Raw genomic sequence first — 13,367 nt, forward strand, 5'->3', positions numbered from 1 at the left:
AAACAGACATGAAATTTTTAATCTACATCATCTCAATTGTATTGTGTACACTGAGTTTTGGTTGTAACCGGCGTAATAATAATTTAAACGTCTCTATCAGAGATACCAACAGTTCTTACGATTTTAAAGCAGAATATCCGGAAGATAAAACCAAAAATTTGGAAAAATTCCTCGATTCTGCATTAAACGAAAAGCTTTCACTGGATGAGGACCTGGATTTGGTTATAACCTTGCAAAACGGACAAAAAGTTGATTTGAAGGCATCAGCAGGTATAATTGAAATGAATTTTAAGAAAGCTGGCAGTACAGCGGGAGGCTATTTACAGGTTAAAAAAATAGCCGAGGGTGCAAATAAAATTTTAACCCAAAAATAGATTTTTTTAAAAAAAGATAAAACCTTTTGGGTTAAATGTCGTTTTTATCCATACATCTGCCTGTTTAAAACAGGAAAATATTTATACTTATTTATTTTGTTAGGAGCGCTGGGATAGCGCCCCTTTTTTTTATGGCTATTCTGATAAACTAATGTTAAAACTTAATTAAAAGCTTTTCTGCAGTTAATTTATCATTTTGATAGTATTCGAAAAACCAGTTCCCATTTTTCTTTAAAACGATACCATTTGCGGTTCCGTTGCTGGCAATAAAATATTCGGGAACCGAGGTTTTTAATAGGGTTAAAACTATTTTAGGCGCTGTATTAATAAGTTGATAACCATTCGTTACCGGTTGTGCATAAAGCGTTCCATCCACAGGTTTAACTTCTTCCACCGGTGTTTGCACAACTGTGTTTGTGGTTGCTGTTGCAGTTTGTACGGTTGCAACTGCGGGTACAGGGGTTGCTTGCTGGCTCGCGGTTGTAGTGGCGCTGTAAGCATATTTTGCCTCATTTAAAGAACTCAAAGCATCTCTTAAAGCTAAGTTATAAGAAACCTTATATTCTTTCTCCCTGCTTTTTCCTTCTTTGCTTTTAAACAGGATATTACCTTTACAATCTTTAAGTATGAAGGTTAAATTAGTGGTAAACATGGTGTTTTTCTCCAATAAATCGGCTACTAATGCATCACATTTATTGTTTGCAATTTCAGTTGGCAGTTGCGCATTGTCATAATAAACCGAAAAACCCTTTTCTTCCAAAACAAGTTTAGTAAGGCTGTTTAAATTATATTGGTTGGTTTCTTTAAGAAAACTAAATTTTTCGGGTACAATTACATATTTATAATTGTTAATGGTGCTTTGGGCAAAACTTGCTACCGAAATAAATAGCAGGCATATAAAAATATATTTTTTCATAATAAACAGGTTTGGTTGTCTTGCGCTGTACATTAAGCAAACAATGTTATAAATATAGTTTTATGCTGATAACTTAACAAGATCAAAATAAATTTAGCTGAAATTTAATAGGCTGATAAGTGGTAACTTGCTGAAGTTTAATGTTATATTTGTTTATAACGACTTCGTAGCTCAGTTGGTAGAGCAACAGACTCTTAATCTGTGGGTCCAGGGTTCGACCCCCTGCGGGGTCACCTTAAATAAGCAATGCAATAATTTTCTTATGTCGTATATCTATACAAGCTAAAGTACAGCAGGGAGTATATATTTTTCTATAATCTGATCGGCTTGCTGATGAGCAAAGGAAGTTCCGTAGGCGGATGCATCAATCACTACAACTAAATCTATATCCTTAAAAATATAAATTTTATTTCCACCATTGCCGGAGCTGTAGTAAGTTTCTAATTTCTTTCCATTAATATTGAAAGTTTTGTTCCAGAAAAGGAATCCATAAAAACCAGGTCTATCTGCTGGCAGCGTTTGCAGGTGGCGAAATGATTTTTCTACCCATGATTTTGGCAATACCTGTTTTCCATTCCATATCCCGTTATTCTTGTAAAGCTGTCCTAATTTCGCAAAATCAAGAGCCCTTAATCGGAGTCCACCACCGGTAAAAGGTTTGCCCTGAGGCGTGCGCGCCCATTCAAGCGAATCGATACCTAAAGGAGCGAATAATTTATTTTTTGCATACAATTCTAAGCCACCAGGTATTACTTTATCCATAATATCTCCTAAAAGCATTGTGCCAACGGTGAAATAAGACCATTGCTTCCCGTTTTGTTTATCTTCAGCCATATTCAAATCGAGCGCAAATTTCACATAATCGGTTGTTGGATACATGTTTTCTTCATTGCCCGGAGATTCTCCCAAATCATCGTTTCCATCAAAAGCAGAACTCATTGTTAATAAATCAGCTAAACGCACATTTTCCTTTTTAACGGATGGATTTTTGAATTGCTTTAAATCGTAAAACTCACTTAGTTTTTGTTCTTCCGACTTCAGGTAACCATCGTTAATGGCCATACCAATTAATGTGCCTGTAAAAGATTTACTTACGGAGCGGGGATCGTGAAGGGTAGATCTGGATTCTCCATTAAAATATTCTTCCAAAAATAATTTTCCTTTTTTAATCACCACTATTGAATTGATCTTTTTGTAAGATTGATCTACTATTTTAGTGTTGAGTTGTTTAATAAGTTCACGATCATATTTTCCTGTAAAAAGTGGCCAGCCACTACCAGGTAAAATTTGTTGAGTTTTAATCATTTGTGGATCAATAGGTGGGATAATCCTGGTAATATTGATATTGGCTGTTAATAAAACTGGAGAATAAATTCTCTGGGAAGCATCAATATAAGTTCTGATTTGTATGGTTAGCTTTTTTGGTTCGGTGCCTAATAAATTTATACCTGCGTAAATCATAAAACGATCCCACATGTTTAAACTCCATAAACCGGATCTGCTTGAACTTATCAATACTACCGGGAGTGGCTTTCTTATAACTTTATCCTGAGAAAGAATAGCGCCAGGATGCAAATCTTCTTTATAAACAAGTTTATCATTTAGCAGGAAGGAAAACTGAAAATTACCAAGCTTAATTGCTGAATCGCCTTTAATTGAAGGGGCTAATTCGGCAAGTTCTTCAACAAGTGATTTTTCTGTATTTAACAGTAGGTATAAATCTTTATTACTTCCAATATTATAGTTGGAAATTGTCGGCTCCTTTAAAGCGGAATCCGTTTGAGCATTAGGCCGATGATCGAGAAACTTTAAGCCTTTTAGTTGGGCAGTTGCAGTAATGCTTAAGACTAAAGGTATGGCAAATATGGCCAAAAATAAAAATCGCTTCATATAAATAATTTAACTCAACAAGGTTAATGCTTTTTGAAACTATAAAATAGTACAGAATTAACATGACTCATTTTATTTGGGGTTTTACCTTAAATACCGTTGATACTGATGTGGCGTAACACGAAACTCTTCCTTAAAGCATTTAATAAGGTGGGTTTGATCATAGAAACCACATTCAAAAGCAATTTGGATAGCTGATTTGGTTCCAGAATTAAGCTCCGCTGCCGCTCTGCAAAGTCTGATACTACGGATATAAGCCCCTAAATTACATCCAAAATATTTTGGAAAATACCTGGAGATATGGACTGGATGTATGCCCAGTACATCAGATATAGATTCGAGAGAATGACTTAAATGAGGGTTATCTTGAAGCAGTTGCTCCAGTTTATTAATCCAATCTGGCGGTTGTTTGTAACTGCGAAAATCTGTTTTTTTCGAAAGTTTATCAAGTGCTGATATGGTTAGTGCGTGGATTGATAATGGAGTGGTATCATCTTGGTTTTTGGCAGATAATAAAATTTGATGGAAAAGTGATTTTACCAAGGGATTAATTACCTCAAAGCTCCCGGCCGCAATATCATTATCTGCAAATTCTTTAAGCCATTTTGGTGATAATTCAAGATGCATTCCCTTAGTATAACCTTTTGGTTTTATGTTGTAATGTGGCTCCTGGCAATTATGAAAAGGCAAGGTTCCTGAACCGCAGTTATGACGTTCTTTTTTGTTGATTTCTGAAACCTGTCCTGCCAGCAGAAAAGTAAAATAAGCGTTCTCGTGAAAGTGCCAATCAACAAAGGCATGCGTATATTCTGTATTGGTTATGGTAAGGCCATCCAACTTAATAGTTTGATCGGTATTGCCAAAAAAATTGCCAGACGATAGAGCTTCCATTCCTTATTTTAATTAAGATAAAAAAAGCAGACTATAGTTACAGCTTAATTATTTATTAACGGTTAGAAATAAAAATCTTTGTAATCGAAAAGGAGATTTTTTAATTTTATCTAACTGGAGAAAATTTTTGATACTTAAGGTTTTCCAGATTTAGAAATAATCTATGAAAAAGCTAAGAAAGCCTTTCATAGAGAAAAGCTCTTTTTGTTTTTTAAAAATTTGAGGAACTAAAAAAATCCTTTCCGGCAGGGAAAGGATTTAACTTATTGGAAAGACTATTTCTATTTAGAAATTTCTAAGTCCTGATCTTTTTGTGCTTTTTTATTCCAGTTGCCAAATGCTTTTTTAACTGATGTTTTAGCCTCGTCAGAATGTACATCGCCAGCTACAGTAAGGTGGAAATTTGCAGGTGTAATTTGATTATAAAAATCGGTTACATCTGATAAAGAAAGTGCCATAACAGAATTTTCATTTACGGTTCCGTCGTAATCATAATCTTGTGCTTTAAGGCTTAACATTAATTTTGCTTTTGCAGTGTTAAAGTTGTTTTGATTTAAAGCAATATTTTGAACTGCTGCGGCCATATTTTGTAATTCTTCATCAAAATTTGCTGTTTGGGTTGCAATGCTGCCGGTACGATCTTTAAAGCTAATATTTTCGTTTTTGCCAGCATTTTCGCCAATCATGGCTACTAATAATTCAGCTACACCGTCTTTTCTGTTCTTAAGGGTGCGGGTATCCAAAGTGAAATTAGAATAGGCTTTTGGCGATTGGTTATTTTCTGAAATGATAACATTCATTCCGTTTTTTAATTTAAAACTAACAGGTTCTTTAAAAGTGATTTGCGCCTGGCTGGTATAAACTGTTAATATACTGATGGTAGTGAATAAAACTTTTTTTAGGATGCTCATAACATTTTTTCTTTTTTGTAATTGTTGAACAAATTTAGCTTTGGTTTTAATTAGCACCTATAAACCATCGGTAGAAAGGCAAAAATGAGAGTTGAACAGACCGATTTAATCTTTTAAAATTTAAGCTCATTCATTTTATTCATTTATATTGGGCTATGTTTTTAAAGTGTTGATATACTTAAATTTATAATTCAAATCATCCCCTTACATATGAATTGCCTGATTGTTGACGACAACAAAATAGCGCTTAGTGCACTAAAGCATTTGGTAGAAATGGAGGAATCGCTAACCTTAATTGGTGAGTGTATGAATGCAACCGAGGCTTACCAGAAAATTGCCAGCCACAAAATAGATTTATTATTGCTTGATGTGGAAATGCCAGGTATTACAGGTTTGGAACTTGTTGATGGTTTAGGGAATATAAAACCACTAATTATTTTTATCAGTTCGAAAAAGGATTATGCTGCCGACGCTTTCGACTTAAATGTGGTAGATTTTATTTTAAAACCTGTAACGCCTGCCCGGTTTTTAAAAGCTATCGTTAAAGCCCGGGAAATATACAAGAGTAGAAACCTGTTTATAGAAACCAAAAAGGACGAATTCATCTTTATCCGTGATGCAGGGGTAATCAGGAGGCTAAAGCTAAGTGATATTTGCTATTTGGAAGCAAAAGGCGATTACGTGAAGATATACGATGCTGATAAAATTTATACTATTCATTCTTCTCTCAAATCTGTAGAGGATAAACTTTCACCAGATTTATTCTCACGGGTACACCGTTCTTTTATTATTAATGTAAGTAAAATTGATACGATTGAAGGCGGCACTTTAATCATCAATAAAAGTTTTGTGCCCGTTTCCGACGCCTATAAATCTGCATTAAATAAAAGGATGCAAATCCTTTAAATAACCAAAAAATGACCGATAAATCTGATCTTTTAAAAAGAATACCTGCAATTCCTGTCAGTCCAGAGTATAAAGTAATTAATCTGGATTATCTCCAGGAATTAAGCATGGGCGATACGGTGTTTCAGGGAGAGCTGACGAAACAATTTATTGAAATTTCCATTCAGGAAGGAACACAACTGCAAAGCTATTTCGAGGCACAAGATTATTCTAAAATGCAACCTGTAGCACACAGTATGCTCTCTACTATTTACGTAATGGGTTTAGGTCCGAAACTCGAAACCCATCTTCAGGCATTAAAGGATTACAGCGTACCTAAAAAACTTAAAATGCACATTGAAATTATAAATGAAGTGTGTAAACAAGCAAGGGCAGAGGCACGGATTTTTTTAGAAAGTTTATCCTGAAGGAATGTAATCGCTTAATTAATTTATAGGTGCTTTAGTTGATATTTGTATATTTAGCCTGGTAAAAGCTTCACTATATGTGTGGCTTTTTTCTTTAATACACTTTTGCCCGGATGAATTATAATCTTTTAAAGACATAAAAAATGGAAAACTATAGTATTGTTCTGCTTATTATGGGGATTATGATTGGCTTATCGGCACTTGCAGATAAGATTAAGTTGCCTTACCCAATTTTATTGATTGTTGCCGGTATTGCCATTGGCTTTATCCCGTCTTTGCCAAATATTACGCTAAATTCGGAGGTGGTGTTTTTAATTTTTTTACCTCCATTATTGTACGATGCTGCATTTAACATCTCTTTTAAGGAATTTAAAACCAATATTAATACAATTAGTACTTTGGCTATTTCTTTAGTGTTTTTAACTACGCTGGCTATAGCGGTATTTGCCCATTATTGCATTCCGGGTATGACGTGGCCGTTATCTTTTGTGCTCGGCGCCATTCTTTCTGCAACAGATGCGGTAGCTGCAATGAGTATCACCAAGGGCCTGGGTTTAGAACATAAAACCACAACTATACTGGAAGGCGAAAGCCTGGTAAATGATGCATCGGCATTGGTTGCCTATCGTTTTGCCGTAGCTGCGGTAACCGGATCGGCTTTTGTATTCTGGAAAGCCTCCTTGGAATTTGTTGTTTTAATGGGTGGTGGTTTTTTAGTGGGCATGGTTATGAGTAAAATACTGTCCTTTATCATACAACGGATAAAAGAAAATAACCTTGTCGTAATTAGTTTTATGCTCATTATGCCTTTTATTTCTTATTTAACGGCCGAAGCACTCCACGTATCGGGTGTAATTTCTGTTGTGGTACTGGGGCTCGGTATTTCGAGGTTTAGCAGAAAGGTTTTTCCGGAAGGGTTAAAAAATCAATCCAAATCCATTTGGGATATTATTATTTTTCTGTTGAATGGATTAATCTTCATCCTGATTGGGCTTCAATTTCCATATTTAATTAAAAACATTAGCGAGGCCAGTATATATACATATATAGGTTATGGTTTTATGATTACCGTTGTTGCGCTGTTGTTGCGTATGGGCAGAATGTTTTTGCAGCAGTTTAATCTTCAGAAAGCATTTAGCAGTGGCAAACATAAAATTACAGAAAGTGCTTTGCTCGATCTGAAAAATAGTTTAATCATCAGTTGGTCTGGTATGCGTGGTATCGTATCGTTGGCTATTGCCATAGGTTTACCTACTACTTTAGGCGATGGTTCGCCATTTCCGCAACGCAATGCCATTATCTTTATCTCTGTAGTGGTGGTTCTTTTTACATTGATTGGACAGGGGCTTACCTTGCCGCTATTGGTTAAATGGTTAAATAAAAAAGAAGCTGTTTAGGCCGTCGCTCCAAATTGCCTTAGAGCGACGGTGTAAAGTTAATTATAGCTTATAAAGGTCTGCTGCGCCACTATTTTCATAAAAAACTTTATAATCCTTAATATTCAGCATATCGTAAACGGCTTGGTTTTTATCCGTGCTTTTATCATAATAAGCTTTGCAAATCTGATAACCTATCCAATAGCCCAGATCTGCAGGTTTTTCTGCTGTTTCCTGGCTTCCATTTCCAATCCAGTTTTTTGCACGGTTTAAGTACATTTCTTTTCTAAAATCTGTCCAAACCTGTTTTTCCTTTCCTATAGCCCAAACATGCAAACGCGCATTGGCATTTTTACCTGAAATTAATTCGCCTAAAAAATCAGCCATTCCTTCCACCAGTGCAGCACCTAAAAGGGTGGTGTCTCTGGCTACATCTTTTTGGTTAAAATGAATTAATTCATGTGCAATTAAATAGGGGATTCCATTCACTTTACCTAAATTATTGCGTTGCCAAAGCGTTAGTTCTCCCAAAGGAATGTCATCACTGCCAGCAGATTGATCTAATCCTATAAGTAAACCAGCATCGGATACAGTACCACCCGAATTGAAAGAACCAATTACAAAGTAAATGGATGGGAACCTGGCATCCGGGTAAGTTTCTTTAAACTTTTTAAAGCTTTTGAGCATCATTGGCTTTTGAGCATCAACCAGGTAGGTGTTTTTACGAATGGCTGCATAAAATTTTGGTTTTCTATCCTGTGAATTGATAAAACCTTTCATGGTCCAAACTTTGGTGGCAAAATAATCCTGCATGCCTTCAGATCCTGGATCGACATAATACTTTTTAAAAATATTTAGCCGATTGGCCGTATCTTTTTTCGCGAGATCATAAGCCTTCCAGAAATTGTGAATATCGGAAGTAACCAGTTTTACCTGATTTGGGTCAGTAGTAAAGGATGAGGTTTTAACTTTAACCGAGTTTAAAATTTTACTCCATTCGGGCAACTCGTGCAGACTGATAAAATCGGTATCTTTTTTTATCTGGTCTATATTATTATAACCACCAGAAATGGCATTTTTTAGTAAAATGACTGCACTGTCGGTTTTTCCGGCAAGGGCATAAGCGCAGGCTGCATTGTAGTAGTAGCCCTTTTTAGAACCATTGAAATCAGTTTCGGATGCATTAATAAGGTAATATTTACCTGCTTCAGCGTAATTTTTGGCCTTATAAAGGCTATCTGCCTTTTTAGATTGTGCAAATAAAGAAGTGTTGATTAGCAACAGAATGGGTAGAAAACGAGTAATTTTTAGCATCATCTAAAGTAATGAAAGTTTGTTTAGTATGACGTAAAATTTGCAATTTCCACCCAGCAAGGCTAAACCACCATTTCTACGTTCAGCTTTTAAACCGGCATGATCAATGTTTCGGTTGGCACTGAACAAGCCTTATTAGTTACTTTAAAAGAAAGATTGCGAGCCGGCAATTATTAATAGTTGTTTATGTTTTTATTTGCATTAATGAGCTCGCAGAAATGCTCGGTTTTGCTTCTTTGGTTGTCCAAAGAAGAGAAGCCCCCGCGGCCAGCGGATAAAGTTATTGTCTTCGCCAGACAGGCCTTTTTTCTTTTTCTTGATAAAAAGAAACAAAAATTAATGCTTGCACCCTTTCTTGAATAGCATCATCAGAATTCTGATGGCGGCAATATGAGGCTTAATCCTTTTCACAATCCCTGCGCCCGCTGCATATTCCCTTGATCATTCGGAACATTAAAGTTTATACAAGAATTCTAATATGCTCTTCTGCGAAATGCTGCTATGCCGGATGCGTACTTGGGTTAGAACAGTAGAAGATTTAAAGTTTGTTTAGCATGATTTTGCAATTGCTATTTACACCCAGCAAGGCTAAACCACCATTTCTCCGTTCAGCTTTTAAACCGGCATGGTCAATGTTTCGGTAAGCACTGAAAAAGCTTCATTACTAACTTTAAAAGAAAGATTGCGAGCCGGCAACTTTGCTTCTTTGGTTGTCCAAAGAAGAGAAGCCCCCGCGGCCAGCAGATAAAGTTATTGTCCTCGCCAGACGGGCTTTTTTCTTTTTCTTGATAAAAAGAAACAAAAATCAAGGCTTGCACCCTTTCTTGAATAGCATCATCAGAATTCCTATAGCCGTAATATGAGGCTTAAGCCTTTTCACAATCCCTGCGCCCGCTGCATATTCCCTTGATAATTCGGAACATTAAAGTTTATACAAGAATTCCAATATGCTCTCCTTCGAAATGTTGCTATGCCGGATGCGTGCTTGGGTTATAGTAGTAAAAAGTTAAGGTTTGTTTAGCATGATGTTGCAATTGCTATTTCCACCTAACAAGGCCTAACCAATATTTCTCCGTTACGCTTTTAAACCGGCATGGTCAATGTTTCGGCGGGCACTGGACAAGCCTTATTAGTTACTTTAAAAGAAAGATTGCGAGCCGGCAACTTTGCTTCTTTGGTTGTCCAAAGAAGAGAAGCCCTCGCGGCCAGCGGATAGATAATATTGTCTTGGCCAGACAGGCCTTTTTTCTTTTTCTTGATAAAAAGAAACAAAAATCAAGGCTTGCACCCTTTCTTGAATAGCATCATCAGAATTCCAATAGCGGCAATATGAGGCTTCAGCCCAATTCATAGCCCTGCGCCCGCTGCATATTCCCTTGGTTATTCACAACATTAAAGTTTATTCAAGAATTCTAATGTGCTCTCCTGCGAAATGCTGCTATGCCGGATGCGTGCTTGGGTTAAAACAGTAGAAAATTTAAAGTTAGTTTAGCATGATTTTGCAATTGCTATTTCTACCCAGCAAGGCCAGAGCACGATTTCTCCGTTACGCTTTTAAACCGGCATGGTCAATGTTTCGGCGGGCACTGGACAAGCCTTCTTAGTTACTTTAACAGAAAGATTGCGAGCCGGCAACTTTGCTTCTTTGGTTGTCCAAAGAAGAGAAGCCCTCGCGGCCAGCGGATAGATAATATTGTCTTGGCCAGACAGGCCTTTTTTCTTTTTCTTGATAAAAAGAAACAAAAATCAAGGCTTGCACCCTTTCTTGAATAACATCATCAGAATTCCAATAGCGGCAATATGAGGCTTAGCCCCAATTCACCACCCAACCCCCGCTGCATATTCCCTTGGTTATTCGGAGCATTAAAATTTCAGCAAGAATTCTAATGTGTTATCCTTCGAAATGCTGCTATGCCGGAGGCGTTCTTGGGTTAGAGCAGTGTAAATTTTAAGGCGGTTTAGCATGATTTGGCAGTAGCAATTTCCTCCTAACAAGGCTAAACCACTATTTCTCCGTTAGGCTTTTCCAAAGAAAAGAAGCCCCCGCGGCCAGCGGCTGGATAATATTGTCTTAGCTAAAACTTTTAATAAAAATCAAACCTTTAAACTAATAAAATTGTGATAAAGCCCAAAGCCGGGTAAGCATGTAAGCATAATTTGTAACTTTGGAGTTTAATAATTTATTCACGATTCGTATGAGAAGATATTTTGTAGCCCTTAGTCTTATTTTTTTGCTTAATAGCCTTGCTTTCGCACAACAAAAACCTGCTTACTGGGACGATGTACAGGCCATTAAACATTACGATGCCATGTATAAGGCACCAGCCAATCCTGTTTTGTTTGTAGGTAGCTCTTCTATCAGAAAGTGGGACGACCTAACACAGGTATTTGCAAAACATAATGGTTTAAACCGGGGCATCGGCGGTGCGGTAATTAACGATATCACTTTTTACCTGAACGATATTGTTTTCCCGTATCAACCGCGCCAAATTGTGTTGTATGTTGGTGAAAATGATTTGCCAGATGCAAAAGTAACCCCTGATACAGTTTTAAACAGAACCATTAATTTATATAAATCCATAAGGGCCAAATTGCCAACTACGCCTATTGTTTACATTTCAATAAAACCAAGTCCAAGTCGCGATAAATTCAGAGCAAAGGCCATAGCTTCAAACCAGCTTATTGAGAAGTTTTTAGCTGGAGAACAAAATGTAGTTTTTGTAGATGTTTTTAAACCCATGCTTACAAAAACCGGGGCTTTAAGACCTGAATTGTTTTTGGAAGATATGTTGCATATGAATGCACAGGGCTATGCCATTTGGCGTAAGGCCATTAAACCAAAGTTGATTAAAAATTAGATTTACTTTAAAATAAAACAAGCAGAAGGAAATTTAGGGTCATTAAATACATGTCCTAAAGTTTCTACCATCGTCGTTTGATCAAAAATTATAACCTGCTTTAAATTATCCTGATAGACCGGCCAGCTTATAGTTGCGCCGGTATTTTTATTTAATCCAGGTTCCTGCCCTTTAATAAAGTTAACCCAGTACTGATGGATGGTTGCGGCAAGGTTTGTATTTATTTTTTGTTGCGGTTGATTTGCCTGATACCAGACATATGGTAATTCGGCAGCATGAGTTGCTGGCTTTCCGTCTTTAGCATAATCAAAACGATACATCCAAACATGTTGGTTAACAGTTGATAATTGATTGGCCAACCGGTAACTGTGCATGGTGTACATGTATTGTGTAAGTGTTGTTTTGGCGGCAGAATCTGTACCCAGCCGGCGCTCATTTTGCTTAAAATTTTTTAAGATGTAGCGTGCATTTTGCCCGAACCAATCCTTTAAAACTTTTTTATCGGGCTGATATAAACGTTTATCCATATCCATAAATAAGCGGCTCTCCACTTTGTTGGTGCCAATTAAAAAACGCTTTTCCTTAGCGGTATTTTTAACTGCATAGTCATATGGGTCACCAGAAATGATTACGCCATCTGCTAACGGACCAAAATAGTTTGTACCCTGAGCACCTTTACAAACCTCATTTTGAGCTTTAATTAAATCATTTGCTGATCGGTTTAAAAGATCTTCGGGCTTACGCAGTTTTAGTGCTTTTAGCAATTTAGTACGTATTGCCTTAGCCGTTTTAATATCCCTTACACATTGAACGCCGCCACTTTCGAGAATAAGCTGATGGTAAAGATTTTTTGCACCAGGCGTTAATAATAAAGCACTGGTCAATTTTGCACCCGCCGATTCTCCGATAACCGTAACCTGATTTGGATCGCCACCAAAAGCGGCAATATTATTTTTAATCCAGGTTAGCGACATCATTAAATCCAGCAAACCATTATTGCCAGCCGTTTGATAGTCAGTTTTTTGATCTGCCAGGTATAAAAAACCAAAAACACCAAGCCGGTAATTAATGGTTACCGTTACAATGCTGTCAGTATCTGCAAAAGCATGCCCGTTTTGCCCCGATCCTGATCCATTCGTCATACCACCTCCATGTACCCAAACCAGAACCGGCATTTTTTTCTTTTGATCGGGTACAGGCGTATATACATTTAGTTTCAGACAGTCTTCATTTCCTTTCAAACTTTTACTGCCACCATCAAACTGTGCTGCGGGATGGCCAAAATTAGAACAAGATAGCGTATCGGCCCAGTTTGTTTTGAGCTTTGGAGCTTTAAACCTTAAGGAATCAATTGGTGGTTCGGCATAAGGAATTCCTTTAAAAACAAAGCTTTTTTCTTCTTTAAATCCTTTTAAATAACCATTAGAAATTTTAACCACTACATTGTCCTGAGCTTTGGCCGAAAACAAACTCAAGGTAAAAATTGAAAGCAAAAAGAATTTTATAGATGCGCTTTTATAGCAA

General features: G+C 36.8%; 12 protein-coding genes and 1 tRNA gene. 6 read left to right on the forward strand and 7 right to left on the reverse strand.

Annotation, left to right across the window (positions count from 1 at the left end):
- The first annotated feature begins 8 nt into the window (after positions 1–8).
- A complete protein-coding gene (locus R2Q77_RS16145; protein ID WP_316804760.1) occupies positions 9–374 on the forward strand; it encodes a hypothetical protein in 366 nt (121 codons plus the stop codon).
- 154 nt (positions 375–528) lie between these two features.
- Here the strand turns inward: R2Q77_RS16145 and R2Q77_RS16150 are convergent, their stop codons facing one another.
- A complete protein-coding gene (locus tag R2Q77_RS16150; protein ID WP_316804761.1) occupies positions 529–1,290 on the reverse strand; it encodes a hypothetical protein in 762 nt (253 codons plus the stop codon).
- A 160-nt stretch (positions 1,291–1,450) separates the two neighbouring features.
- On the opposite strand from R2Q77_RS16150, the gene R2Q77_RS16155 reads away from it, so the two are divergent.
- Positions 1,451–1,523: transfer RNA gene (locus tag R2Q77_RS16155), tRNA-Lys, on the forward strand.
- Positions 1,524–1,572: 49 nt separating this feature from the next.
- Here R2Q77_RS16155 and R2Q77_RS16160 read toward each other — a convergent pair.
- From R2Q77_RS16160 to R2Q77_RS16170, 3 genes are all read right to left on the reverse strand, one after another.
- Complete coding sequence (locus R2Q77_RS16160) at positions 1,573–3,180, reverse strand: serine hydrolase (protein WP_316804762.1); 1,608 nt, start codon at positions 3,178–3,180, stop codon at positions 1,573–1,575.
- 84 nt (positions 3,181–3,264) lie between these two features.
- Positions 3,265–4,071 (reverse strand): AraC family transcriptional regulator, encoded by an 807-nt coding sequence (locus tag R2Q77_RS16165; protein WP_316804763.1) that lies wholly within the window; start codon positions 4,069–4,071, stop codon positions 3,265–3,267.
- 281 nt (positions 4,072–4,352) lie between these two features.
- Positions 4,353–4,982 (reverse strand): insulinase family protein, encoded by a 630-nt coding sequence (locus R2Q77_RS16170; RefSeq protein ID WP_316804764.1) that lies wholly within the window; start codon positions 4,980–4,982, stop codon positions 4,353–4,355.
- A gap of 210 nt (positions 4,983–5,192) precedes the next feature.
- Here R2Q77_RS16170 and R2Q77_RS16175 point away from each other — a divergent pair, with 210 nt between their 5' ends.
- The 3 genes from R2Q77_RS16175 to R2Q77_RS16185 all read left to right on the forward strand — a co-directional run bounded on the left by R2Q77_RS16175 (position 5,193) and on the right by R2Q77_RS16185 (position 7,692).
- Complete coding sequence (locus R2Q77_RS16175; protein ID WP_316804765.1) at positions 5,193–5,888, forward strand: LytTR family DNA-binding domain-containing protein; 696 nt, start codon at positions 5,193–5,195, stop codon at positions 5,886–5,888.
- An 11-nt stretch (positions 5,889–5,899) separates the two neighbouring features.
- Positions 5,900–6,295 (forward strand): hypothetical protein, encoded by a 396-nt coding sequence (locus tag R2Q77_RS16180; protein ID WP_316804766.1) that lies wholly within the window; start codon positions 5,900–5,902, stop codon positions 6,293–6,295.
- Positions 6,296–6,438: 143 nt separating this feature from the next.
- On the forward strand, positions 6,439–7,692 hold the full coding sequence (locus R2Q77_RS16185) for a Na+/H+ antiporter (RefSeq protein ID WP_316804767.1): 1,254 nt from the start codon (positions 6,439–6,441) through the stop codon (positions 7,690–7,692).
- Positions 7,693–7,734: 42 nt separating this feature from the next.
- Here R2Q77_RS16185 and R2Q77_RS16190 read toward each other — a convergent pair whose 3' ends face one another.
- On the reverse strand, positions 7,735–8,988 hold the full coding sequence (locus tag R2Q77_RS16190; protein WP_316804768.1) for a TPR end-of-group domain-containing protein: 1,254 nt from the start codon (positions 8,986–8,988) through the stop codon (positions 7,735–7,737).
- Between the two features lie 1,135 nt (positions 8,989–10,123).
- Complete coding sequence (locus tag R2Q77_RS16195; RefSeq protein ID WP_316804769.1) at positions 10,124–10,336, reverse strand: hypothetical protein; 213 nt, start codon at positions 10,334–10,336, stop codon at positions 10,124–10,126.
- 844 nt (positions 10,337–11,180) lie between these two features.
- Between R2Q77_RS16195 and R2Q77_RS16200 the strand changes: the two genes are divergently transcribed.
- The gene (locus tag R2Q77_RS16200; RefSeq protein WP_316804770.1) at positions 11,181–11,843 is read left to right on the forward strand and encodes a GDSL-type esterase/lipase family protein; all 663 of its coding nucleotides are present in this window, start codon (positions 11,181–11,183) and stop codon (positions 11,841–11,843) included.
- 2 nt (positions 11,844–11,845) lie between these two features.
- On the opposite strand, the gene R2Q77_RS16205 is transcribed toward R2Q77_RS16200, so the two are convergent.
- Entirely contained in the window at positions 11,846–13,336 is a 1,491-nt protein-coding gene (locus tag R2Q77_RS16205; RefSeq protein ID WP_316804771.1) for a carboxylesterase/lipase family protein, read from the reverse strand.
- Positions 13,337–13,367 lie beyond the last annotated feature (31 nt).

This window comes from Pedobacter nototheniae (assembly GCF_032678625.1).
GTDB classification, from domain to species: Bacteria; Bacteroidota; Bacteroidia; order Sphingobacteriales; family Sphingobacteriaceae; genus Pedobacter; species Pedobacter nototheniae_A.